26 protein-coding genes are annotated in these 25,404 nt (G+C 45.5%); 9 read left to right on the forward strand and 17 right to left on the reverse strand.

The window, feature by feature from the left end; genetic code table 11:
- Window positions 1-159: 159 nt before the first annotated feature.
- Complete coding sequence (locus J4N39_RS11390) at window positions 160-1,569, forward strand: amidohydrolase (RefSeq protein WP_252019324.1); 1,410 nt, start codon at window positions 160-162, stop codon at window positions 1,567-1,569.
- Between the two features lie 53 nt (window positions 1,570-1,622).
- Here the strand turns inward: J4N39_RS11390 and J4N39_RS11395 are convergent, their stop codons facing one another.
- Window positions 1,623-2,066 carry an Lrp/AsnC family transcriptional regulator gene (locus tag J4N39_RS11395; RefSeq protein WP_252019326.1) on the reverse strand — a complete coding sequence of 148 codons (444 nt, stop codon included), beginning with the start codon at window positions 2,064-2,066 and terminating at the stop codon, window positions 1,623-1,625.
- Between the two features lie 109 nt (window positions 2,067-2,175).
- On the opposite strand from J4N39_RS11395, the gene J4N39_RS11400 reads away from it, so the two are divergent.
- Window positions 2,176-2,763 carry a LysE family translocator gene (locus J4N39_RS11400; RefSeq protein WP_252019329.1) on the forward strand — a complete coding sequence of 196 codons (588 nt, stop codon included), beginning with the start codon at window positions 2,176-2,178 and terminating at the stop codon, window positions 2,761-2,763.
- 78 nt (window positions 2,764-2,841) lie between these two features.
- On the opposite strand, the gene J4N39_RS11405 is transcribed toward J4N39_RS11400, so the two are convergent.
- From J4N39_RS11405 to J4N39_RS11415, 3 genes are all read right to left on the reverse strand, one after another.
- Entirely contained in the window at window positions 2,842-4,431 is a 1,590-nt protein-coding gene (locus tag J4N39_RS11405) for an AbgT family transporter (RefSeq protein ID WP_252019331.1), read from the reverse strand.
- 231 nt (window positions 4,432-4,662) lie between these two features.
- Window positions 4,663-4,803: a type B 50S ribosomal protein L36 gene (gene ykgO / locus J4N39_RS11410; RefSeq protein ID WP_252019333.1), complete on the reverse strand. Its 141-nt coding sequence runs from the start codon at window positions 4,801-4,803 to the stop codon at window positions 4,663-4,665.
- Window positions 4,803-5,066 carry a type B 50S ribosomal protein L31 gene (locus J4N39_RS11415; protein ID WP_252019335.1) on the reverse strand — a complete coding sequence of 88 codons (264 nt, stop codon included), beginning with the start codon at window positions 5,064-5,066 and terminating at the stop codon, window positions 4,803-4,805. The genes ykgO and J4N39_RS11415 overlap by 1 nt, the downstream gene beginning before the upstream one ends.
- 119 nt (window positions 5,067-5,185) lie before the next feature.
- On the opposite strand from J4N39_RS11415, the gene tsaA reads away from it, so the two are divergent.
- From tsaA to J4N39_RS11440, 5 genes are all read left to right on the forward strand, one after another.
- Window positions 5,186-5,884, forward strand: coding sequence for a tRNA (N6-threonylcarbamoyladenosine(37)-N6)-methyltransferase TrmO (tsaA, locus tag J4N39_RS11420; protein WP_252019337.1), 699 nt, complete (start codon window positions 5,186-5,188; stop codon window positions 5,882-5,884).
- Window positions 5,885-5,994: 110 nt separating this feature from the next.
- Window positions 5,995-7,710: a proline--tRNA ligase gene (locus tag J4N39_RS11425; RefSeq protein WP_252019340.1), complete on the forward strand. Its 1,716-nt coding sequence runs from the start codon at window positions 5,995-5,997 to the stop codon at window positions 7,708-7,710.
- Between the two features lie 165 nt (window positions 7,711-7,875).
- Window positions 7,876-8,079, forward strand: a complete 204-nt coding sequence (locus J4N39_RS11430) for a YaeP family protein (protein WP_252019342.1) — start codon at window positions 7,876-7,878, stop codon at window positions 8,077-8,079.
- A gap of 3 nt (window positions 8,080-8,082) precedes the next feature.
- The gene (locus J4N39_RS11435; protein ID WP_252019344.1) at window positions 8,083-8,274 is read left to right on the forward strand and encodes a DUF4250 domain-containing protein; all 192 of its coding nucleotides are present in this window, start codon (window positions 8,083-8,085) and stop codon (window positions 8,272-8,274) included.
- A 368-nt stretch (window positions 8,275-8,642) separates the two neighbouring features.
- Window positions 8,643-10,550: a sensor domain-containing diguanylate cyclase gene (locus J4N39_RS11440; protein WP_252019361.1), complete on the forward strand. Its 1,908-nt coding sequence runs from the start codon at window positions 8,643-8,645 to the stop codon at window positions 10,548-10,550.
- 45 nt (window positions 10,551-10,595) lie between these two features.
- On the opposite strand, the gene J4N39_RS11445 is transcribed toward J4N39_RS11440, so the two are convergent.
- From J4N39_RS11445 to dinB, 4 genes are all read right to left on the reverse strand, one after another.
- Window positions 10,596-11,945, reverse strand: a complete 1,350-nt coding sequence (locus J4N39_RS11445; protein ID WP_252019364.1) for a sodium-dependent transporter — start codon at window positions 11,943-11,945, stop codon at window positions 10,596-10,598.
- 242 nt (window positions 11,946-12,187) lie between these two features.
- Window positions 12,188-12,937 carry a YggN family protein gene (locus J4N39_RS11450; RefSeq protein WP_252019367.1) on the reverse strand — a complete coding sequence of 250 codons (750 nt, stop codon included), beginning with the start codon at window positions 12,935-12,937 and terminating at the stop codon, window positions 12,188-12,190.
- Entirely contained in the window at window positions 12,938-13,420 is a 483-nt protein-coding gene (locus J4N39_RS11455) for a transcription elongation factor (protein WP_252019369.1), read from the reverse strand.
- Between the two features lie 43 nt (window positions 13,421-13,463).
- Window positions 13,464-14,516, reverse strand: coding sequence for a DNA polymerase IV (gene dinB / locus J4N39_RS11460; RefSeq protein ID WP_252019372.1), 1,053 nt, complete (start codon window positions 14,514-14,516; stop codon window positions 13,464-13,466).
- A gap of 192 nt (window positions 14,517-14,708) precedes the next feature.
- On the opposite strand from dinB, the gene J4N39_RS11465 reads away from it, so the two are divergent.
- Entirely contained in the window at window positions 14,709-15,932 is a 1,224-nt protein-coding gene (locus J4N39_RS11465; protein WP_252019376.1) for a diguanylate cyclase, read from the forward strand.
- Between the two features lie 34 nt (window positions 15,933-15,966).
- Here the strand turns inward: J4N39_RS11465 and nqrM are convergent, their stop codons facing one another.
- From nqrM to bolA, 9 genes are all read right to left on the reverse strand, one after another.
- Entirely contained in the window at window positions 15,967-16,188 is a 222-nt protein-coding gene (gene nqrM / locus J4N39_RS11470; protein ID WP_252019379.1) for a (Na+)-NQR maturation NqrM, read from the reverse strand.
- 11 nt (window positions 16,189-16,199) lie between these two features.
- Window positions 16,200-17,207 (reverse strand): FAD:protein FMN transferase, encoded by a 1,008-nt coding sequence (locus J4N39_RS11475; protein WP_252019382.1) that lies wholly within the window; start codon window positions 17,205-17,207, stop codon window positions 16,200-16,202.
- 243 nt (window positions 17,208-17,450) lie between these two features.
- Window positions 17,451-18,674: an NADH:ubiquinone reductase (Na(+)-transporting) subunit F gene (nqrF, locus tag J4N39_RS11480; protein ID WP_252019384.1), complete on the reverse strand. Its 1,224-nt coding sequence runs from the start codon at window positions 18,672-18,674 to the stop codon at window positions 17,451-17,453.
- Window positions 18,675-18,690: 16 nt separating this feature from the next.
- Window positions 18,691-19,287: an NADH:ubiquinone reductase (Na(+)-transporting) subunit E gene (nqrE, locus tag J4N39_RS11485; protein WP_252019387.1), complete on the reverse strand. Its 597-nt coding sequence runs from the start codon at window positions 19,285-19,287 to the stop codon at window positions 18,691-18,693.
- A 7-nt stretch (window positions 19,288-19,294) separates the two neighbouring features.
- On the reverse strand, window positions 19,295-19,927 hold the full coding sequence (locus J4N39_RS11490) for an NADH:ubiquinone reductase (Na(+)-transporting) subunit D (RefSeq protein WP_252019390.1): 633 nt from the start codon (window positions 19,925-19,927) through the stop codon (window positions 19,295-19,297).
- Complete coding sequence (locus tag J4N39_RS11495; protein WP_252019393.1) at window positions 19,927-20,703, reverse strand: Na(+)-translocating NADH-quinone reductase subunit C; 777 nt, start codon at window positions 20,701-20,703, stop codon at window positions 19,927-19,929. Before J4N39_RS11495 ends, J4N39_RS11490 begins: the two co-directional genes overlap by 1 nt.
- A complete protein-coding gene (locus J4N39_RS11500; RefSeq protein ID WP_252019396.1) occupies window positions 20,693-21,937 on the reverse strand; it encodes an NADH:ubiquinone reductase (Na(+)-transporting) subunit B in 1,245 nt (414 codons plus the stop codon). Before J4N39_RS11500 ends, J4N39_RS11495 begins: the two co-directional genes overlap by 11 nt.
- Window positions 21,938-21,939: 2 nt before the next feature.
- Window positions 21,940-23,280 carry a Na(+)-translocating NADH-quinone reductase subunit A gene (locus tag J4N39_RS11505; RefSeq protein WP_252019398.1) on the reverse strand — a complete coding sequence of 447 codons (1,341 nt, stop codon included), beginning with the start codon at window positions 23,278-23,280 and terminating at the stop codon, window positions 21,940-21,942.
- Between the two features lie 501 nt (window positions 23,281-23,781).
- Complete coding sequence (gene bolA / locus J4N39_RS11510) at window positions 23,782-24,099, reverse strand: transcriptional regulator BolA (RefSeq protein WP_252019401.1); 318 nt, start codon at window positions 24,097-24,099, stop codon at window positions 23,782-23,784.
- Window positions 24,100-24,254: 155 nt separating this feature from the next.
- Between bolA and J4N39_RS11515 the strand changes: the two genes are divergently transcribed.
- On the forward strand, window positions 24,255-25,391 hold the full coding sequence (locus tag J4N39_RS11515; protein WP_252019405.1) for a methyltransferase: 1,137 nt from the start codon (window positions 24,255-24,257) through the stop codon (window positions 25,389-25,391).
- The last annotated feature ends 13 nt before the right edge of the window (window positions 25,392-25,404 follow it).

The raw sequence follows: 25,404 nt of genomic DNA on the forward strand, positions 1-25,404 counted from the left end.
ACTTTCGAGGGAAATCACTGCGTTACTTCAATCGGAGAACACCCAGTGTCAGCGTGCTGTCAAATATTTTGATATAAAGCCTTATCCTTACCCAAACGATTGCATGAGATTCATATCCCTCTATAATCGCGCCCACACCCCTTAGCTTTATAAATTACAATGTCACTAAAACACTCTTTGATGGCGTCAGCATTGACGCTTGCTGGCCTATTTTCAGCCTCTGCACTCGCTGCAAAATCAGCCGATATCCTAATTACTGATGCAACCGTTTTAACCATGGATGCAGAGCGCACTATCTATGAACACGGTACCGTCGTAGTTAAAGATAACAAGATCGTTGCCGTGGGTGATGCGTCACTAGCAAAACAGTACAAAGCCAAGCAAACCCTAGCGGTCGATGGCGATATTGTTATGCCGGGCCTGATTAATACCCATACCCATGTTTCAATGACAGTATTTCGCTCACTGGCGGATGATGTGCCTGATCGCCTGCATCGCTACATCTTCCCACTTGAAGCTAAACTAGTTAGCCGAGACATGGTGCGCATTGGTGCCAACTTGGGTAACGTTGAAATGATCAAAGGCGGCGTAACTACCTACGCTGACATGTACTACTTTGAAGATGAAGTAGCCAAAACTGTCGATACCATAGGTATGCGCGCTATTTTGGGTGAGTCCGTAATTAAGTTCCCAGTAGCGGATGCGGCAAATGCAGAAGAAGGCATTCAATACGCACTTAACTTTATCGAAGAGTATAAAGACCACCCTCGTATTACCCCGGCATTTGCCCCTCATGCACCATACACTAACACCACGGAAATCTTGCAGAAGATCGCCAAGCTTTCACTTGAGAAAGATGTACCGGTCATGATTCACCTAGCAGAATCACACCGTGAGCAAGAAAAAATCGCTGAGCGCTCAGGCGGTCTATCACCGATTGCTTACATGAAAGAGATTGGCGCATTGAACCATAAGCTTATTGCAGCCCACGTAATTTTAGCCGATGAAGACGACCTGCAAATGCTTAAAGATGCCGACGTAGGTGTGGCTCATAACATGAGCGCAAACATCAAGTCAGCAAAAGGCGTTGCACCTGTGCTTAAAATGCGTGAGATGGGTTTGCGTGTTGGTCTAGGCACCGATGGTCCTATGTCAGGTAATGGTCTAAGCACTATTGATGAGCTAAACCAAGTAGCGAAAGTACACAAGCTTGTTAGCCAAGACCGCGCAGCGATGCCACCACAAGACGTAATTGAAATGGCGACAATTGGCGCGGCTGAAGCCCTTCATATGGAAGATAGCATCGGCTCACTAGAAGTGGGCAAAAAAGCTGACATCATAGTGATCGATACTAAGGCACCAAACATGGTTCCTGTGTACAACCCATATTCTGCGTTGGTTTACTCTGCGACAAACGCTAACGTTCGTCACTCGATTGTTGATGGCAACATTCTAATGAAAGAGCGTCAAATGCTGACGGTGGATGAAGATAAGATCCGTAAAGAAGCGCTTGAGTTTACTGACCTAGTCCGCAAGACCATTATTGAATCTGGTGAGATTGTTCAATAATCATCACCCGACAAAATGTTAAACCTAGCCCTCATCTAGCCGTGAGGGCTTTTTTATACTCGTGAGTCCTTGGGGCTGCCCATAACCACTAATGTGGTAATCGCATTAACTTGAGGGATTTCGCCAAGCACTTTGGAGTGGAACTGTTTGTAGGATTTCAAATCTTGAGTTTCCACCCGTAACAAATACTCGCTGCCCCCAGTGATGTTATGACACTCCACCACCTGCTCTGCATCAAATACTCTGTTTTCAAAATCAAGCTGAGAGTGTTTGCTATGATTCGATAGGCCAATAGTCACATAGGCAACAAATCCAACCCCCATCTTTTGCGGATCTAACACGGCTCGATAGCCAGTAATCACCCCATTTTTCTCCAGCTCCTGTACCCGGCGCAAAGTTGCTGACGCTGACAAACCAATTCTCTGAGCGAGTTCTACATTAGAGATCCGCCCATCTTTGGTCAGTTCACGCAATATCCTTTCGTCATATCTATCCATAAGGTCACTTTGTTGCACAATTTCATTAAATCACGGTGTAATTAGGTACAAAATTTACTCACAGGTTAGTTAAGATACAAGAACAATTTTTAGCCAGTGGGTATTTAATATGGACATTCAAACACTTAGTGCTCTGGCACTGTTTGCATTTGCAGCGACATTTTCTCCCGGTCCCAACAACATTATGTTGCTCACATCCGGTGCTAACGTCGGATTCTTGAGAACAATCCCGCACATGGCAGGGATCATGGTAGGATTTTTCGTGATGGTCATGGTGGTTGGCACTGGCATTGTCGTGGTACTAGAGCAGTATCCAATCCTTAACCAAGCACTACAATTTGTCTGCCTAAGTTATCTATTTTATTTGGCTTACAAGATTGCCACTGCGCCTGTCGAGCTCGACACAAATATCGATTACCAACCGATGAGCTTCTTCGCTGCCGCATGGTTTCAATGGGTGAATCCTAAGGCATGGTCAATCAGCCTAAGTGCCGTCGGGGCTTACAACGCTTCTGGCTCGTGGAGCACATTAGTGCTAATTGGAGGGGTATTTGCATTGGTAACTATCCCATCTGTCAGTATTTGGACCGCCACAGGCAAACAGCTAGGAAAAATATTAGGGCAAGCTAACCGTATCCGCTGGTTCAATCTATCCATGGCGGCACTCTTGGTGATCTCAGTATTGATGACCTTGTAGAAATAAAAAACCGAAGCACGTGGCTTCGGTTTTCTGTCGAGAAAATAGGGGGAACTACTTTCTTTTCAATGTTCGCTATTAAGGCGTGTAGTAGGTTGCAGAGCCAGGGCCAACAGGCAGGCCGAATACGAATACCCACACGTAGAACATTAAGCTCCAGCCCACTAGGAACACGATTGAGTATGGTAGCATGGTCGCAATTAGCGTACCGATACCTAGATTCTTCATGTAACGAGTTGCCACTGCTAGGATCAAACCAAAGTAGCTCATCATTGGAGTGATGATGTTAGTGGTTGAGTCACCGATACGGTAAGCCGCCTGAATCGTTTCTGGAGCGTAGCCCACTAGCATCAGCATAGGTACAAAGATAGGTGCCGTAACTGCCCACTGTGCAGACGCAGAACCGATCATTAGGTTGATAAAACCACACATCAAGATGAAGGCGAAGAACAGCATTGGGCCAGTTAGACCAATCGACTGAAGGAAGTCTGCGCCAGCAACTGCAAATACTTGACCGAAGTTCGTCCACTTAAAGAAAGCGACAAACTGAGCTGCGAAAAACACCAGTACAATGTACATGCCCATTGAAGACATTGATTTCGCCATCGCATCAATTACATCTCGGTCGTTCTTCATCGTGCCAACCACTTTGCCGTACACAAAGCCAGGGATAGCAAAGCAGACAAAGATGAACGCCACAATACTCTTCAAGAACGGAGAGCCTGCAACACCACCAGTGGCTGGGTTACGCAATATGCCATCTTCAGGAACAATCGTCCAAGCCAGAAGTGCACCAACAACTAAGATAGATAGACCAGCAAGTTTTAGACCTTTCTTCTCAACCGCAGTTAGTGAGCCCATCTTATCGTTTGATAGATCTTCTGAAGCTTCTTCATCGCTGTATTTGCCAAGCTTCGGTTCAACAATTTTCTCAGTAACGTATGCACCCATAATTGAGATGAAGAACGTTGAGATAAACATGAAGTACCAGTTTGCTTCAGGACCAACACTGTAATTAGGGTCAATCATCTGAGCGGCGGTCTGGGTAATGCCTGAAAGTAGTGGGTCAACAGTACCAATCAATAGGTTGGCAGAATAACCGCCAGAAACACCTGCGAATGCTGCGGCAAGACCGGCCAATGGGTGGCGACCTAGAGAGTGGAATAGCATCGCTGCCAGTGGAATAAGAACCACATAGCCAAGCTCTGATGCAGTGTTCGAAATGATACCAGCGAAGACAACCGTAAAAGTCACCATGCGCTTGGATGCACCCATAACCATGCCGCGCATTGCTGCTGACAACATGCCTGAGTGTTCAGCAATCGCAACACCAAGCATTGCGACAAGCACAGTACCTAGCGGCGCAAAGCCAACAAAGTTTTTCACAAGGTTGGTTACGATCAGCTGCAAGCCTTCTGCATTAAGCAAGCTAACAACGTGGATCATACCATCAGCTGCACGACCAGCAGCGCCTTCTGGACGAGGGTCCACAACAGACACTTCAAAGTAGCCTGCGATGCCAGATAACACCAAGATTGCCATACAGAAGATAGCAAATAGAGTGATCGGGTGTGGAAGAAGGTTACCTAGGTATTCAACACTGTCGAGAAAGCGGGTGAATAAAGGTTTGCGTGGTGCAGGTTGCGAATTTGAAGCAGATGAACTCATCTGTTCCCTCCTTGAAAGATTCCTATCCATATGGGTCAATTTGCGACCCATATCTCCTTTGATATTCCTATCAAAAACGAGCGGAGGTTACGTTATCTTCCAGAAGAAGAAAAGAGCTAAATGTTACTAAGTGTAAATATAGGTGGAATTATAAACTGCAAAAACAATAAATAACCAACACTTACACCAACAACATAATAACAAATAGCTTATTATTCATTCTGTGAATGTTTATTTTTTCTTCACTTTACCTTGAACTGCTTTAAATCTTGGGTTGGATTTACAGATCACGTAGATGCGCCCACGACGCTTTACTACCTGGCAATCGGGATGACGTTGTTTGGCACTTTTTAATGAGCTTAATACCTTCATTACTTGGCCCCCTTTGAGCCCAAGTTTGCATAACGACTATTGAACTTCGCCACACGGCCTTCTTGGTGAATCACACGCTGCTTGCCTGTGTAGTAAGGGTGCGATTTACTCGAAACTTCCACCGTAAAGTACGGGTAGGTCTTGCCGTCTTTCCATTCGATAGTACGGTCAGTTTTAAGTGTCGAACCAATCAGAAAATACTCATCAATACTGGTGTCATGGAAAACGACCGTACGGTATTCAGGGTGAATTCCTTGTTGCATAATCATCCTCTTTGTTATGTTATAACATATGAAATTGATAAGCATTCTCAACAAATCGAAATAAATTGCAAGTGCTTTTGTGATATTTTCTACCTGTCATAGATCTTGAGAGCACTCTAATGCAACACAACATCAGTCCAATAGGGGTGATTCACTCGCCTTATAAAGAGAAATTTGCCGTTCCTCGTCAACCACGTTTAGCCCCTGCGGCGACGGCAAAAATTCAATTAATGGGTGAAGCCAATTCCCCAGAATCCGTGCGAGGATTAGAGCAATTTAGTCATCTTTGGCTACTGTTCCTGTTTGACCAAAACCTTGATGCTGGCTGGAAGCCAACCGTCAGGCCACCACGCCTTGGCGGCAATGAACGCATTGGTGTCTTCGCCTCTCGGGCGACTTTCCGCCCCAATGGTATTGGAATGTCTGCGGTGGAGCTCATCTCTTGTTACAGCGAGGGAAACCAAACTTGGATAGAGCTAGGTGCTACCGATCTGGTTGACGGCACGCCTATCGTTGATATCAAACCCTATATACCCTACTCCGACTCAATCTCTGATGCTTATGGAGGCTACGCTGAGCTTGAGCCTGAATTGAAACCAGTAGAATTTAGTACCGTGGCGTTACAAATACTCAGCCAACACCCAGATCGTCACCATGTACAGCAAGTGATCAGCCAGGTATTAGCGCAAGATCCTCGTCCTGCGTACAAAAAAAACAAACCTGATGATAAAGAATATGCGGTAAATCTGTTCGATCTAAACGTAAAGTTCAGCGTAACAGGCAACTTAATAACCGTTACCGCCATTGAACGCTTTTGACAAAGCGAATTGGCTGATATCATAAACGGCTAACATTTTTCCCTCGAAGGGAATTCCATACTCCTGCCCTCTCGGCACGAGTCACTAACATTACTAAACGGATAAATTGAATGCGTACCAGTAACTATCTTCTTTCTACTCTTAAGGAGACTCCAAACGACGCAGAAGTAGTGAGCCACCAGCTCATGCTACGTGCAGGTATGGTCCGTAAGCTGGCTTCAGGTCTATACACCTGGCTACCTACCGGTCTACGTGTGCTGCGTAAAGTCGAAAACATCGTTCGTCAAGAAATCGATAATGCAGGCGCTGTCGAAACTTTGATGCCCGTTGTTCAGCCGTTTGAACTTTGGGAAGAGACTGGCCGATCTGAAAAGATGGGTGATGAGCTACTTCGCTTTACTGACCGTCATGACCGTCCGTTTGTACTAAGCCCAACCGCTGAAGAAGTGATCACTAGCCTAGTGCGCAACGAAGTGGCATCTTACAAGCAGCTACCGCTCAACCTGTACCAGATCCAAACCAAATTCCGTGATGAGCGTCGTCCACGTTTCGGTGTAATGCGTGCACGTGAATTCTCAATGATGGATGCGTACAGCTTCGACATTGACAAAGATGGTCTGAAGAAGTCTTACGATGCAATGCACACAGCTTACTGTAAAGCATTTGACCGTATGGGTCTGGACTACCGTCCGGTACTTGCAGACACTGGCGCTATCGGTGGTAGTGGCTCTCACGAGTTCCACGTGCTGGCAGAAAGCGGCGAAGACCTAATCGCATTCTCTTCTGAGTCTGATTACGCAGCAAACATCGAAAAAGCGGAAGCACTTGCGCCAGCAGGTGAGCTTGCAGCACCAACTCAAGAGATGACGCTAGTAGATACTCCAAATGCAAAAACTATCGCTGAGCTAGTTGAGCAGTTTGAGATGCCAATTGAGAAGACGGTTAAGACCCTATTTGTGAAGGCTTCAGATGAAGTGGACGCAGACCTAATCGCACTTATCATCCGTGGTGACCACGAGCTAAACGAAGTTAAAGCGGAAAACCTAAAAGAAGTAGCCTCTCCTCTTGAGATGGCGACGGAAGAAGAGATCCGTAGCCTAATCGGTGCAGGTCCTGGCTCACTAGGTCCAGTTAACCTTGAACTACCATTTATCGTTGACCGCACAGTCGCTAAGATGAGCGACTTCGGCGCTGGCGCAAACATTGATGACAAGCACTTCTTTGGCATCAACTGGGGTCGTGACGTTGAGCTAGGTCAGGTAGAAGATCTACGTAACGTCGTAGAAGGCGACCTAAGCCCATGTGGTCAAGGCACTCTATCACTTAAGCGTGGTATCGAAGTGGGTCACATCTTCCAGCTAGGCACTAACTACTCTGAGAAGATGAACTGTAACGTGCTTGGCCCTGACGGCAAGAGCGTGATCCTAGAGATGGGTTGTTACGGTATCGGTGTTTCTCGTGTGGTTGCTTCGGCAATCGAACAGAACCACGATAAGTTCGGCATCATCTGGCCTGAAGCACTGGCACCATTCCAAGTCGCTATCGTACCAATGAACATGCACAAGTCTGAGCGTGTGAAAGAGGCGGCTGAGAAGCTATACGCTGAGCTAACCGCTATGGGTATCGAAGTACTATTTGATGACCGTAAAGAGCGTCCGGGTGTAATGTTCAAAGATATGGAACTTGTAGGTATCCCTCACACTATCGTTATCGGCGATCGCAGCATGGACGAAGGCAACTTCGAATACAAGAACCGTCGTACTGGTGATAAAGAAGCCGTTGCGATGGAGACCATCGTTGAGCACCTTAAGTCGAAAATGGCTTAATAGCTAACGCCAATGATTATCAGAGCAACCCAAGTGGTTGCTCTTTTTTTGCCTAAATATCCGCCACTCTTACTTTCTACTTGCCCTAGCTCAAGCTTTCACTTTGAGTTTGTTTGCACCAAAGGTTATATTGCGACAAGTTATCATTTAAATGGAAGAAAACTGATGAGAATCTATGACTGCTGCGACATGATCCGAGAGTTATATGCACAGATTGGTAGTGGTGACCAAGCCTATGTGCCTCAAGCGATCTCCTGCGCCCTTAAGGCGTTAAACGAGATTGCTTCTGATGAGAGCCTAACCAAAGAAGTTCGTGAAAAAGCAGCATTTGCAGCGGCTAATCTATTGATCTCCGATTTTGAGGATTGATCGATGAATCTTGCTAATTTTGAAAACATGGATGCAGTGATGTTGATGAGCATCGTCAACATGAAACTGCGCGATGATTTCGGTGGAGATTTAGACAAGCTGACTAACTTCTTTGATATCTCAAAGAGCGCACTTGAAGCCAAATTATCTGCGGCTGGCTTTGAGTTTTTGCCTGATGTCGGTCAATTTCGCTAAATAAAATCGCTGAAATATCACATATTTCACCACCAGCGGCAAATTTCCCGTCTAGACTTATTTAGGGTGTGTTGACCTTTCGAGGCCAAATTTTGTTCAATCTAGATGGGCTCTGAGCAAGGAATGAGGAACGTAGCATAGTTATTCTATGTAAGAGACGAATGACGCAGCGCAGGAGCCATCTAGATGAACCCTACGGGCAGTGTTTGTCAGCCCTTTCTCCTGCGTTATCGCATATTTGTATAGAGTGACTATACGGCATATGCGCTGCCTTGGATAAAGAGCTGACAAACGCTGCAAAATTGACCTCGAAAGGCCAACACACCCTAATAACTCAAAAGTTTCGTTGCCGGTTTATTTAGACGAGTATGACAAAAATAAAAAGTCGCACAAAAACACTACCGACGATCAAATCTACTGTGCGCCGAGCGTTTCTTCGTTCGGCGCTCATTCCCCTTATTTGTATTGAACTTTCTTTTCTGGTCGTTTATTGGGTTACTATTTCTATCAGCAACCAAGAGTCAGTCTCGGTTGCAAAACAAACCGCCTATCAAGACTTACAGCTTCACACCGAAAAAATAGCCAAACGGGTCACGGCGCAGCTCCAAAGCGTGAGCATGCTTACTCGCACTTTCGCCGGCCAGGCAGAATACATCTTTAACGATACAACCACCCCTTTGCCACCACTCGATGAAAACCTCACCACTACCGAAGATGGCATGTTATACACCACTTATGACGTGGGTGGTTCGGCGGTTTATTACTCTGGTTTAGTACCAGTAGGTGAGAAAGAGATCAATAAGGTTCGCCTCACCTCGCGCCTTGATCCTTTAATGCGTTCAATCTATTTGGCCAACCCACTAATATCGCAAATCTACGTTAATACTCATGACTCATATAACCGTATTTATCCCTTCATCAATGTATTAAAGATCTATGAGCCACAACTAGATATTCCAAGCTACAGCTTCTACTACCTAGCGGACGAAAAACACAATCCGCTAAAAGATGTCGTTTGGACCCAAGCTTACTTAGATCCCGCAGGTTCGGGCTGGATGATATCGTCAATTGCTCCTGTTTATTCAAAACAGCAACCAGACAAGTTAGAAGCGGTTGTAGGCCTTGATATCACCTTGAGTACTATCATTCGTCAGGTACTCACCAGTAATGTGGGTAAGCGAGGCAACGCCATGCTCGTGAACGAACAAGGTGAGATCATCGCTATGCCACAAGCGCTCGAAGCACTACTTGGTATACAGGAACTCACCAGCCACAGCTATGATGAAACCGTCAAGCAAGACAGTTTCAAGCCAGAAGAGTTTAAACTCTCTCAGCGCAGTGAAACTAAACTCTTAGTGGCAGGCATGGCCGAGCGAAGCACAGGAGCGTTAGAGGTTGACTTGCAACAGCAACATCTGGTCAGTTGGTCAAATATTGAAGAGACCGGTTGGAAATTATTATTCTGGGTGCCTATCAATCAAATCGAACAGCAATACTCATCCATCAAAAGCCATATGATAAACATCGGGGTCTTGATGGTATTAGGGCTACTCACTTTCTATGCAGTGTTCTATTGGTTCATTTCCTATCAAGCTAAACGAGTAGAAGTTAAAAGTAAGCAGCAGCTCTCGATCATCAGTAATCTGATAGAAAGTATCGGGCGAGGAAATTACGATCAGAAACTGCCAAAGGTCAAAGTCTACGAACTCAAAGTATTGGCACGCTTAATCATTCGCATGGGCAACCGGTTGGGTGAAGCCTATAATGCCGTTGCGCAGGCGGAATATCATGCTGGGCATGACAAACTGACCACCTTACCAAACCGCTATTTGATGGAGGAACACTTGGCTCACTCCATAGAAATGGCCAAGCGTGACAACCTAAAACTGGCGGTACTCTTTGTCGACTTAAATCGTTTCAAGTCGATTAACGATACGTTAGGTCACGCCGTTGGTGACATCGTACTTAAAACCGTTGCGACCCGGATCATGGCCAAGCTCCGTCACGCCGATGTCGTGTCGCGCTTTGGCGGCGATGAGTTTGTGGTGATCCTCAACAACATCAAACGAGAACAAGACGTACAAATCCTCGTCGATACCATCAAGCACACCATCAGCATTCCTGTCGATTACAATGACGGTTGCGTGCAGGTCACCGCAAGTATTGGCTACTCTATTTATCCTGATCACGGTGACGACCGCCAGACACTAATCATCCACGCCGATTCAGAGATGTATAAAGAAAAGCCAAGCAATGAGCTTGGCCGTAATGATTAATCTAGGGTGTGTTAAATTTAGAACTCAACACGTCTTAAGCTTAAGTTAGCCGAAAGAGGCCCAAATAACGGTTGTGACTAAAATTGGGCAAACAAATTTGACATACCAAGGCCAAACTTTTGCAAACAAGCTCTTTTCAAAGCTTTCAAAGCCCTCGCTAAGCTCTTGCAGTTTATTGTGGCGATTCCATACCCAACCACCAAACAGGCAAAACATTAAAGCCGCAATCGGTTGAAGATATTGAGTCGCAACCATGGCAACTAAGCCAAACAAAGTCCCAAAGTTAAATACGATAACCACACTTACAGCAGCGATAACACCACCTAATACCCAACTCGTCGAGGTACGTGTAGTATTGAATCGCTCGCTAACAAGAGCCACAGGGCACTCCAGCATGGAGATTGACGAGGTGAGTGCGGCGATAGTCAGCAGCAAAAAGAAAACCACCGAGAAAAGCTGCCCCAGTAAACCTAAACTATCGAACATCATCGGCAACACGGTAAACACCAAGGTATCTGAACTCAAAAGAGAGCCGTCTTGCGCATAGATCTCAACACCGTTATTCATCGCAACAAACATCGCAGGCATGACCACAAGCCCTGCGATAACGGCCACTACCGTATCAACGAGTGTGACACTCATCGCCATCTTAGGTAAGTTCTCTTTCTTGCTCAGGTAGGAGCCGTAAATCAACATTGAACAGCCACCAATCGTCAGCGAGAAGAAACCCTGCCCCATCGCCGCCAAAATCAGTTTTCGGTCCCAAATCTTTTCAAAATCAGGGATCAAGTAGTGTTTTAGTCCCGCCATCGCCCCTTGCTGAGCCATGATATAGACGAACAGAACTGCAAAAAGAATAAACAGTGCGGGCATCAAGCGTGTCGACCATTTCTCAATGCCTTGTTTCACACCGCCTTGAACAATAAGTACCGTAAGCACATAAAAGCTCAATGTACCAAACAGGTTTCTTTCAACGCTAAAGCCTTTAAACCATGCCGTCGCAGCCTCCATCCCAAGAATGTCAGTCACCGCACCTAGTAAAAAGCAAATTAACCAGCCACCAACAATACTGTAAAACGCAAGTACAGCACTTGGGACTGACAAGCCTATCCAGCCAACAAGACCACCTAGTTTTTTGCCATAGTTATGACTGGTTAGTGAACGCATACTATCGACAGGGTTAGCTTGACCGTGACGGCCAATCGCCATCTCAACCACCAGCATAGGAAATGCCACAATGAGGATCATCACCAAATACACCAGCAAAAATGCACCGCCGCCGTTACTTGCTGCCTGAGTTGGGAAGCCCCAAATATTACCTAACCCAACCGCTGCGCCTGCCGCTGCCAGGACAAAACCGAGTCGGGAACCAAAATTTTCGCGTGTGCTTGCCATTTTCCTACAACACCATGTACTAGTTTGCGAGTACAATAATGAATTATAAAATCAAACTCAAGCTTATAAGGTGAATTAATCTATATTTATTTCTCAGATTGAGATTAATAACTGGATTTCAGAGGGTTTATAGCGAGGACAACCAATGCCATCAATGGTTATGAAGTGATACATTCGTAGATACTAGTAACATACGACCAATACAAAACAGCCAGAGTCAAAACTCTGGCTGTGAGCTAAATTTAGATAGTAAATACGCGGTAATTTTTAAGCTGAGGGATTTTCTCGTGGAGCTGTTGCTCTTCAGTAGCAACGCCTTCTAGGTCGTCACAGTATTGCTCAGCCTGCTGCTGAATTTGCTCAGACTCCTCACTGACTTTAGACTCTAGGCTTGCTTTAAGCTCGGCCATTTTCTCTTTTAACTCGGTGAGGTTGATTCCGCCCTCTGCTTTCATCTTTTCAGACAGTGCGGTAAAAGCGCTCGAAAAAAACTCACTGTTGAAGTTATCCAGCATAGCGTCAAAATTGGCTTGCCAGTTACTCCAAACGTCGGCAAACGCCTGTTCTTTCAGCCGAAATTCACCCTCTTGATAATAGCGAGCTTCCAAGTCCGCATAAAACTGATCGATTGCTGTGCGTACGTTGTCAAACGCCTCACTGTTATCGAAACTGGTGCTAATGTCATCTACGATTTCCTTGGCAAGGTCAACACCATCTTGCGCAATCTGCTTGGCTTTGGGCAAGTAATGATTCATTTTTTCGCGGTAACTATTTATCGCCTCTTCTTGCATCGCATCCAGTTCTATCTGCTTGCCGTCAATGAACAAATTGTTGTTCTCATCGATCAATACTTTGGGGTTGCCTTGTTGATAGACCTTGACTTGCTCGCCATCAACACGGACTTCACTTTGCAAGGAAACCCGACATTGATTTGAAGCGTGTGCCCCGTGTGATGCCAAAGCCACTGTGATAGCTATTAGTAAATTGCGCATCTATATCACCTGCTCAATAAAGTATGTAAGTGATTGCTCACCGACACTAAGTTCAATTTCGTCACCCGCCAACTTACCTATTACCAGTTTAGCCAGTGGTGCTTGGGGCGTGAGTAAAGTTATGGTTAAACCTGAAAAATCGACCTTAGTTCCTCCCGCCACAGGTGAGAGAAAAAACCAGTGTGAGTGGTCACTATCATCGATAAGCTCGACCAATGCGCTCAAGGCAGCCGGCGCATCTTGCTCAAACTCCCTAAACTTCAACTCTTTAAAACGAGCAATATCTTGCTCACATTCAGCCACACGCTGAGCCTGTCCATGGGCTAGGTAAGCGGCTTCAAGCGCTAAAGTATCATACTTATGCTCAGGTACAGTTTCTTCATCGGTCGCCGATTCTATCGCTCGTTGGGTAGCACTCATTGCGACATCTAAAATCTTGTATAACTCGGTTTCTATCGCTTGTTTCAGCGCAACTTTATTCAATGAAAGCCTCAATTCAATTTGGTTAGGCGGTATGAGCAACTCACTAAAACATCGTAAGTTGTCTTTGCTGCTCGGGTGGTACCAGCGTGACGTTTAGGCCCAATAGGCGAATTTCCCGCCCTTTTTGTCGCTCTAACACTTTATGTAAAAGGGGTTTGAAGTCGTGCAAGTCTAACACAGGTTGCGCATGCTCAATGGTGGTGAGTTGAAAGTCGGCAAACTTGACTTTGATCCCTTGCTTAATCACCGCCTTGCTTGGGCTGGCTTTCTCCAACCGTTTTTCGAGTTCTGGAAAAAGTTTGTGCTCAATTACCTGCCAGCACTCATCAAAGGATGCGATGTTATGGGTAAAGGTACGCTCGACACCCACCGATTTACGCTCTCTTTCCGTGACCACACTACGATTATCAATGCCTTGGCTTCGCTTCCACAAAGAAGCCCCTAAACGACCAAACTGAGTCAGCAAATCACGATAATCACTTTGACGAATATCTAAGCAAGTATATAAGCCCGCTTGATTGAGCTTCTCTAAACTGACCTTCCCGACCCCAGGGATTTTGGATAGGTCTAGCTTATCAATCTCATTTTGCATCTGCTCAGGCGGGATCACGTACTGACCATTGGGCTTATTTAAATCTGATGCCACTTTGGCGAGAAATTTTATCGGGGCAACCCCTGCCGACGCCGTCAAATTCAACTCTCGTTCAATATCATCTCGAATCGCCTTAGCAATATAAGTGGCGCTGCCTTGATAGAGTTGGCACTCACTTACATCAAGAAACGCCTCGTCCAAAGACAAAGGTTCAATGATCTGAGTGTAGCGCTCAAATATTGCTCTTATTTGCTTTGAAACTTGTTTGTATACCTGCATTCGTCCACGGATAACCGTCAGGTGGGGACAAAGTTTAAGTGCTTGACCTGTAGGCATTGCCGAGCGCACACCGTACTTTCGAGCTTCATAGTTGCAGGTACTGATCACTCCTCGCTGTTTCTCACTACCACCAACAGCTAAAGGAATGCCTCGATATTTTGGGTTATCTCGCATTTCCACTGCGGCATAAAAGCAATCCATGTCGATGTGAATGATCTTCTTCATAGCTAAAACTGTACAAAAAAACAGTATTACAATCTTATCAAACAATCCTTATTTATAACAATGACAGAATTACGATCTCGTCATACACTTAAAAAGCTCAATAAATAGAAATAACAATTACAAAATGGCATACGATTTTGATCATAGCGAGAGCATTGATTTTCGTTGGAGATTTTAGGGATAGAGGTCTGCTTGCAAAAACGAATATTAGTGGTAGAGGATAGTCGAGCCTACCAGAAATACTTGTCTTATCAGCTCACACACGCTGGTTTTAAGGTGGTTGTCGCCAGTACCTACCAAGAAACAGAGCAAATATTGAATGAGAGTACCGACTTCATGTGTGCGGTGCTTGACTACTGTTTGCCCGATGCTGACAACGGCGAAGTCATAGATCTTGCGTTAGCTCACAAGGTAAGAGGCATAGTGCTCACTGGGCAATTTGACGACATTACTCGCGAAAAGGTGGTAGCGAAAGGGGTATTGGACTATATCACTAAAGATAGCAATGCTTCCGTTTCTTACTTGCTCCCACTTCTCAATAGGCTGGATAAAAATGAGGGTCACAAGGCACTCGTAGTTGATGACTCCACCATGGTTAGAAAACACGTCAAACAACTTCTAGAGCACCAGTATATTGAGACTTTGCTTGCTCGAGATGGGCAAGAAGGTCTGGAGATCCTCAAACAAAACCCTGACATCACCTTGGTGATTACAGACCACGATATGCCACTAAAAGATGGCATAGCACTGACTCGAGAAATCAGGCAGATCTACGATCGCAATCAACTGGCTATCTTGGGGTTATCAGGGAATAACCGCAATAACTTAACGGCAAAGTTCCTAAAATCTGGAGCCAACGATTTCTTGCACAAACCCTTCAATCAAGAAGAATTTTACTGCCGCGTGCAGCACATATTGGACATGAAAGATGCCACCGATGAGTTATCTCGCATCGCCAACCAAGATCCTCTCACTGGCCTTTGGAATCGTCGTTACGTATTTAACCAGCCTGCGGTGGATGATGAGACTTTGTGCAATATTGCCATGGTGGATATCGATTTCTTCAAGCGTGTCAACGATACCTATGGTCATGACTTTGGTGATATCACCATACAAATGGTCGCTTCCAAGCTTAAAGCGTTTTTTCCTCAAGATATCGTTGCTCGATTTGGTGGTGAAGAATTCTACATCCAAAGCCATCAAAGCTATGGTAAGTTTCTCTCTCAAATAGAAGCGGTACGGCAAAATATCGAAGCGAGTGTAATCACAGCTCAAGAGCATGAGACTCAAATCACTATTAGTATCGGCGCAGTGTGTGGGTCATCTGACCAAGATAAACACGGATTAATCCAGATTGCCGATGAAAGACTGTATAAAGCCAAAGATGGTGGGCGAAATAGATTAGTGGCAGACTAGTTGTCCACCACCAATAGGGTTAGGGTTAGGTGACCTAGACGATTTGGTCTTTCTTCCATTGCGCCTGACGAGCTTCTCGTGCTTCACGTTTTTTGCGTGCATCACACGGCTCTGGGCAATTACACACTTTATCGATACCGACAGCACCAAGACCGCCACAGCTACCCTTCACTACTTTCTTTTGAAAGATATAGCCGACTGCCATGGCAGCAATCACTGCCAGGAAAACACCAAAGGTGACTAGAAAAGTTGTCATACTGCTTTCTCCTAGTTTTTACTCATTAATGCTTCATAAGCATCTGAGCGTAATTCTTTAAACCCGTCTTCGGTTTTCACCATCATCATAGCAGCGACTTTGTGCTCATTCGCTACTTTGAGCCCAAGCTCATCACCTAGCACCATAAGACCCGTAGCCAGACCGTCTGCAGTCATGCATGATGGGTCTATAACCGTCACTGAAACCACTTTGTGGTTAATTGGCTTACCTGTTTGCGGATTGATTATGTGGGAGTACCTGACACCATCTCGCTCAAAATAATTGCGGTAATCTCCCGAGGTCGCAATCGCCATATCTCCCGGCTCGATAATCTCTTGAATTGCGCGCTCTTCTACCGAAGGTTTTTCGATCGCAATGCGCCAAGGGCTTTGCTTTCCGTTAACACCTTTCAGGCGAATTTCGCCACCTATCTCTACCATATAGTTGTTCACACCAAGAGATTCAAGGTAATCGGCGACTACATCTACACCCCAACCTTTTGCAATGGTTGAAAGATCAACATACAGCTCCGGAAGGGTCTTGCTCAAGGTATTTCCCTCAACACTTAGATGAGATATACCCGTCATCGCTTTTCGAGCTGCGAGCTCCTCATCTGAAGGAACCTCATCTGGGCGAGCTTCAGGGCCAAAGCCCCACAGGTTAACCAATGGACCAACGGTTACATCCAAAGCACCCAGTGTCACTTGATTCAAACGAATCGCTTCGTTAACCACCAGCGCCGTCTCTTTTGACACTTCAAACGCTTGTGACTGGCGAGATTGATTAAAGCGACTCAGCTCCGAATCCGGACGGTAAGTCGACATTTGATCGTTAACTTGCTCTAGTAGCTTATCCACTTCCACTTGAATATCTGCCGATGCAGGCGAGGTATCCGTGGTTAGGTATTTAATATTGTAAGTGGTGCCCATTGTTGGGCCAGAAAGATGTACTTGCTCTGGTGCTTTGCTACACGCAGCAAGCACAAAGATAGAAGCTAAAACAACAAGCCAGTTTTTCACTTGTTTACTCCAAAATATTGATAGGGAAAAGGGAAAAGGACGCAGCGCTAAAGCAACAAAATGGCTAGCGACATCCGCTTTACTTTTACCTAAGGATTAAAAATGAAAAGGAGCGATAGGAATCGCTCCTTTCAAGGTTATCGGGGCAAGGGAAAAGGACACTATCACTAAAGGTAAAAGGCAGAATGCTTTTGCTCTCCCTTTTCCCTTTCACCCTTTCCCCTTTACCGCTCTTAACCTTGTTTACCCACCAAAGTCATCCAACAGGATGTTTTCATCTTCTACACCAAGATCTTTCAGCATACCGATAACGGCGGCGTTCATCATTGGTGGACCACACATGTAGTATTCACAATCTTCAGGTGCTTCGTGATCACGTAAGTAGTTTTCGTAAAGCACGTTATGGATGAAGCCTGTGTAACCTTCCCAGTTATCTTCAGGTAGTGGGTCAGATAGCGCACAGTGCCACTGGAAGTTCTCATTCTCTGCCGCTAGGCCGTCAAAATCTTCTACGTAGAACATTTCACGCTTAGAACGAGCACCGTACCAGTAAGACATCTTACGAGTAGAGTTTAGACGCTTAAGTTGATCGAAGATATGCGAACGCATCGGAGCCATACCAGCACCACCACCCACAAATACCATTTCAGCATCTGTCTCTTTCGCAAAGAACTCACCAAATGGCCCCGAAATCACACACTTGTCACCTTCTTTTAGTGACCAGATGTATGAAGACATTTGACCCGGTGGCACGTCAGGATTATTAGGCGGCGGCGTAGCGATACGCACGTTCAGCATAATAATACCTTCCTCTTCTGGGTAGTTAGCCATTGAGTAAGCACGGATGATGTCTTCATCCACCTTAGAGTCGTAGCGGAACAGGTTAAACTTGTCCCAATCTTCACGATACTCATCTGGCACGTCAAAGTCAGAGTATTTCACGTGGTGAGCAGGCGCTTCAATCTGGATATAACCACCAGCACGGAATGGTACTGATTCGCCATCTGGGATCTGAAGTTTAAGCTCTTTGATGAATGTTGCTTTGTTATCGTTAGAGATAACCGTACATTCCCACTTCTTAACACCGAAGATTTCTTCAGGTAGCTCAATGTCCATGTCGCTCTTAACTGCAACCTGACACGCTAGACGCTCGCCTTCACGAGCTTCGCCTTTAGTGATGTGGTCAAGTTCTGTTGGCAGAATATCACCACCACCAGATTTAACTTTTACACGACACTGACCACAAGAGCCACCGCCACCACAAGCAGACGATACGAAGATACCTGAACCCGCTAGAGCGCCAAGCAGCTTGTCACCTGGTGAGGTAACAATCGCTTTTTCAGGATCGCCGTTTACAGAAATCGTAATGTCACCTGTTGGTACTAGCTTAGATTTGGCGAAAAGAATCACCAGCACTAGAGCCAGAACAATCAGGGTAAACATCACTACACCTAGAATAATGTCCATGACTATTCCTTATACCTTACAGTTGAACACCAGAGAATGACATGAAGCCCAGTGCCATCAGACCTACGGTGATAAAGGTAATACCTAGACCACGCAGACCCGGAGGAACGTCTGAATACTTCATCTTCTCACGAATACCCGCTAGTGCCACGATTGCAAGCAACCAACCTACACCAGAACCAAAGCCGTAAACGACTGACTCTACGAAGTTGTAGTCACGTTGAACCATGAATGAAACGCCACCAAAGATCGCACAGTTAACCGTGATCAATGGTAGGAAAATACCCAATGCGTTGTATAGCGGTGGGAAGAAGCGGTCTAGTACCATCTCAAGGATCTGTACTAGCGCTGCAATAACACCGATGAAGGTAATGAAGTTAAGGAAACTTAAGTCCACACCTGCGACTAACGCACTGTCTTTTAGCACTAGGTTGTAAAGTAGGTTGTTCACTGGAACTGCGATAGTCAGTACAACAACAACCGCAACACCCAAACCAAACGATGTCTTAACTTTCTTAGATACCGCCAAGAAGGTACACATACCTAAGAAGAAAGAAAGCGCAAGGTTTTCGATGAAAATCGATTTAACCAATAAACTAATATAATGTTCCATAACGACCTTACTCCTTCGCTTCTACTTGTTCAGGCTTGATGGTACGGATAACCCAAATCAAGAAGCCGATTAGGAAGAACGCTGAAGGTGCTAGAAGCATCATGCCGTTTGGCTGATACCAACCACCATTGCTGACCAACGGTAGCACTTCCATACCAAACAGTTTGCCCGAGCCAAACAGCTCACGGAAGAAACCAACCGTGATTAGGACAAAACCGTAGCCTAGACCGTTACCGATACCATCAATAAATGATGGTAGTGGCGCAGATTTCATTGCGTACGCTTCTGCACGACCCATAACGATACAGTTAGTGATGATAAGACCTACGAATACTGACAACTGCTTAGAGATGTCGTATAGGAAAGCTTTCAACACTTGGTCTACCACGATTACCAAAGACGCAATGATTGCCATCTGAACGATGATACGAACACTGTTTGGAATGTGGTTACGGATCAGGGAAACAAACAGGTTAGACAATGCCGTTACAAAGATAACTGCTAGTGTCATTACAAAGGCTGTTTCCAGTTTTGTCGTTACCGCCAACGCTGAACAAACACCAAGTACCTGCAAGGCAATTGGGTTGTTGTCCATCACTGGGGCGAGAAGGTTTTTCTTCATGTCTTTTGCATCTGACATTAGTTCAAGCCTCCATCACGTACTTTCGCTAGGAAAGGACCAAAGCCCATGTCACCTAGCCAGAAGTCGAAGGTGTTTTGTACACCATTCGCCGTTAGCGTTGCACCTGACAAACCGTCTACACCGTGCTCAGAACCTTCTGGAGCACCGCCTTTAACGATTTTGATTGCTGGTTGGAACTGCTCATCAAATAGCTTCTTGCCAACAAACTGTCCACGCCAGTTAGGGTTCTCAACCTCACCACCCAAGCCAGGAGTTTCACCTTGCTCGTAGTAAACGATACCCGAAACTGTGTTACCGTCAGTCTCAACTGCAACAAATGCGTACATCATAGACCAAAGACCATTACCATGAACTGGCAGGATGATCTTAGACGTGTCGCCACTGTCATCTTTAACTAGGTAGATAACGCCTTGGTTAGCACGACGAATGATCTTCGCTTTGTCATCTTCACCTGTTAGCTTAATTGATGTTGCAGGGTCTTTTGCCGCAGAACGCTGGTCGTAACCTGCTGCGTCGCCTTCAACAAACTCACCTGTTTCAAAATCAACTAGGCGAGGTTCAATGTTGCTAGCAAATATAGATTGAACTTCGCTTGCAGAACCCGCTTGAAGGCCTGCAACTTCTACGATTTTCGTTTGCTTATCAAGAACAGCATTTGCCTGCTGTTTGCTGCGCAACGATACAGCTGCTGTCGATACTACGATTGAGCATACTAGGCTCAATGCGATAACGACAGTCAGCGTTTTTTTAATGCTATCGTTATTACTTGCCATAGCGCGCTTGTCTCCGCTTGATGTTCTTCTCAACCACTAGGTGGTCAAACAGAGGTGCAAATAGGTTCGCAAATAGAATCGCCAGCATCATACCCTCTGGGTACGCTGGGTTAACCACACGAATCATCACACACATTGCACCAATCAAAATACCGTATGCCCACTTACCACGATCGGTAAATGAAGCCGATACTGGGTCCGTCGCCATAAAGAACATACCGAATGCAAAACCACCTAGAACTAGGTGCCAATGCCAAGGCATGCTAAACAGTGGGTTGGTGTCTGAGCCAATGATGTTAAATAGGAATGAAGTTGCAATCATACCTAGCATCACACCCAGAATAATGCGCCATGACGCAATACCCATGTAAACAATCATCGCAGCACCTAGCATCAGTGCCAGTGTCGATACTTCACCGATTGAGCCTGGGATATTACCAATGAAGGCATCCATCCAAGTGATGGTTTCACCAGTGATGTTGTTTACTAGCGCACCTGCACCGCCTTGAGCCCACTGGCTAAGTGCTGTCGCACCTGAGAAGCCATCCGCCGCAGTCCAAACTACGTCACCCGAGATTTGTGCTGGGTAAGCGAAGAATAGGAACGCACGGCCAGCCAATGCTGGGTTAAGGAAGTTACGACCAGTACCACCAAAGATTTCTTTTGCAACGACTACACCAAAGGTAATACCTAGTGCAGCTTGCCAAAGTGGTAGTGTTGGCGGAACAATCAATGCAAACAGGATCGAAGTAACAAAGAAACCTTCGTTAACTTCGTGCTTACGCACCATACAGAACAGCACTTCCCAGAAACCACCAACAATAAATACTGTTGCGTAGATTGGTAGGAAGTAAGTGGCCCCGAGCAGCATCTTGGTTGCCCACCCAGCTTCTGCCGATAAGGAACCTGCGATGGCCTCAGTCAACCAATAGTGCCAGTTGCCTGCGATAACATTTGCAAGCTCGGCACCTGAATATAGGTGGTTAAGTGCAACGATAGCCTGGTGACCAGCGTTGTACATGCCCCAAAACATTGCTGGGAAAACCGCAAACCACACCATGATCATGATACGTTTCAAGTCAACGCTGTCACGAACGTGAAGTTTTTTCTTGGTTACCAAGCCTGGGGTATAAAACAGCGTCGCTGCTGCTTCGTATAGAGCAAACCATTTCTCGTGCTTACCGCCCGGCTCGAAATGATGCTCAATATCTTCAATAAACTTTTTCAAGCCCATGATTACCCTTCCTTCTCGATCTTATCTAGGCACTCACGCAGCATTTCGCCGTAATCGTACTTACCTGGACATACGAAAGAACACAACGCAAGGTCTTCTTCATCTAGCTCTAATGCACCTAGAGAAACTGCACTGTCAGAGTCGCCAGCACATAGATCACGAAGTAAAAGCGTAGGCTCCATATCTAATGGCATCACTTTTTCGTAATTACCGATTGGCACCATAGAACGGTCACTACCATTCGTGGTCGTTGTCATGTTGAACAACTGGCCTTTAAAGATATGGCTCAAGAATGTACGAGTCACAGAGAACTTGTTTTTGCCAGGCATTGCCCAACCAAACAGCTCTTTTTCGTAGCCTTCACGAAGTGCAGACACTTGCAGGTGGTAACGGCCAAGGTAGGCATGAGGGCCATCCGCTTGTGTACCACAAAGTACTGAACCAGATACCAAACGAACATCGCCAGGCATGAGTTCGCTGTCGGTTAGATCACTGACACTTGCACCCACTGTAGTGCGAACAAGACGTGGGTTATTCACCACAGGGCCTGCTAGTGCTACAACACGGTCAGTATAAAGTTGACCCGTTAGGAAAAGTTGACCGAAAGCAATCACGTCTTGGTAGTTAATACTCCAAGCCACGTGCTCTTGGTTCACAGGATACAAGAAATGCATGTGTGTACCTGCTAACCCTGCTGGGTGAGGTCCATCAAACACATGTTCTTCTACATTTGGTTGAGTTGAGCGAGGTAGACTCTGGCCAGTTTTACATACGTAAACCTTGCCGTCCGTCAGTTTAGACAGTAGATCCAAACCTGCAACAAAAGCGTTTTCCTGTTCTGAGATAACCACTTGAGGGTCTACTGCGTGTGGATTGGTATCCATCGCAGTCACAAAAATCGCCTGAGTTGTTGAGTCAATTGAAGGAACCTTGCTGAACGGTCGAGTTCGCAGAGCAGTCCACATACCAGAATCAACTAATTGAGTTTTGATCACATTGCGATCAAGGTTTGCTAGTTGATCGGCAGCGTAGCTTTCGAAAGTCACTTGGTCATCACCTGCTACTTCAATCACTACAGATTGAAGTACACGTTTTGCACCACGATTAACTTCGATAACTTTACCGCTTGCTGGAGAAGTAAACTTCACGCCTGGGTTCTTTTTGTCAACAAAAAGAACTTGGCCTTTCTTCACTTCATCACCTACGCGTGCATGCATCGTTGGACGCATACCCACGTACTCTTCGCCAAGCAAGGCGACTTTGTTGATGGTTTTCCCATCACTAATCACCTGGGATGGTCCACCAGCGATTGGCAGATCCATACCCTTCTTTATTGTAATCATACGCACTTGCACTTTTTTATCGGGAATAAGATTCTTTTTACTTGCGTAACTTTTTAGACACGACATTAAGTCTGCCTTCTTTTCCGAAGGCTCTATCCAGAGCAAAAAATAACAGAAATAAGGGACAGACTTTGCGTCCGGTTTCAGCCGACACCCTGGCTAAAATCGCAACAATCCATTAAATACCCTTTCACAAAGTAAGGAAAAAGGCATTATCCGGTGCAGTAGTCTAGCATTTTTTCAAGCACTGATGCCATGACGCAATGCTCGATATAACGGTTATTTAGTAGTAGTTGGTCAATTAATAACTCATCAAATGCGATATTTTTGAACTGCCGCACAAATGTTAAAAAGTTTAAAAATTTCCTCTGCCGTTGTTCATAAATCGACACAGAATTTCTTAAGTTTTTACGTCACTCGCACGCATTCACAAGCTAAATGGTTGTTAACTTAGATTTGTTGTTTGTTAGCGAATGACATGCGGACAGTATAGACCATGGATTAAGAAGTTTTCTTACCGCCACCCATACACATCGGTGAGTCTGGTGAAACTTGGTTTTGAGCTTGCCACTCTTCTTGGGTGTAAGTGTGCATAGAAAGTGCGTGGATATGCTCAGCCAGCTCTTCGCTCAACACCTGATTCACTGCACGGTGACGAGCAATGAGACGCTGTGATTCAAACTGATCACTCACAATGATCACTTTGAAGTGGCTTTCGCTGCCTGGAGGTACATTGTGCATGTAACTTTCGTTGATAACCTCAAGGTGTTTTGGTTCAAAAGCTTGGTGCAGCTTTTGCTCAATAATAGGTTGGATCATTGGGCTTCCTTTTTACTTTCTGTACAGTCATTGCTGTACTCATTCTAATGGGCTAATACTAACACCATCTTTCGGACACTCCATGGAAGTTTTTTGTTCCTTGTCTGGTATGGTTTTGAGACAATGGTCTAATTCAAACTCTGCCCATAGATACGATGAACGCAACGCTATCACTGCTCGAACGTGAGCTAACTCTCCATCGCTTCCCCAAGCGCAATAATGAAACGCTGCAAGCGTGGAACGCAGGCGATGAATACCTCATCACCCATGTTGAAAATGAACTCGACCTTGCACCAGAAAGCAAGATCCTGCTGCTTAATGACCACTTCGGTGCACTTGCGTGTTGGTTTGCCGATAAGTACCGAGTATTCAGCCAAAGTGATTCATATATCGCTCATCAAGCGTGCCAGCAAAACTTGGCCGAAAACCAATGCCGTTCAATCACTTTGTTGAAATCTACCGATCCGTTACCATCGGATATCGATCTGGTACTGATTCAATTGCCAAAAAACAATCGTTATTTGACTTGGCAACTGGCTCAACTCCGAAAATATCTATCGTCATCTTGCCCTGTAATTGGTGTGAATAAGGCCAAAGAGATCCACACGTCGACACTAAAACTTATCAGCAAGTATTTAGGTGACAATACCACTTCGCTGGCTTGGAAAAAGCATCGTTTAGTATTTAGCCATGCCACTTGTGAACCTCTGCCCAATGTTGCGCCGGCGGTCGAATGGTCAGTGGCTGAACACAATATTTCGCTTAAAAACCTACCTAATGTTTACTCTGGAGAGAGCCTAGACCTCGGTGCTCGCTTGCTGCTAGAGCATCTTCCAAACCATGACCAGTTTGATCACATCATCGATTTGGGCTGTGGTAATGGGGTGTTATCCGTCAAGCTAGCTAAGCTAAACCCAAGAGCAAAAATTACTAGTGTTGATGAAAGTTACATGGCAGTGGAATCTGCTCGGCAGAATCTAAACGATAACATTGGCACGAGTGAGCAATACCAATGCGTTGCCAACAACTGCTTGGATAATTTTGCCCCAATGAGCGCCGACCTTGTGGTCTGTAACCCGCCATTCCATCAACAATTAGCTATTACCGATCACATAGCTTGGCAAATGTTCTGTGATGCAAAGCAAGTTCTCACTACTGATGGAGCGTTAATTGTTATTGGCAATCGCCACCTAGGCTACGATGTAAAGTTGAAGCGTTTATTTGGCAAAGCTCAAGTCAAGACCATTGCGTCTAATAAGAAATTTGTTATTTTACAAGCTACTAAATTATAACTTCTGCATACAC

The organism is Vibrio sp. SCSIO 43136 (genome assembly GCF_023716565.1).
In the GTDB taxonomy this organism is placed as follows: Bacteria; Pseudomonadota; Gammaproteobacteria; order Enterobacterales; family Vibrionaceae; genus Vibrio.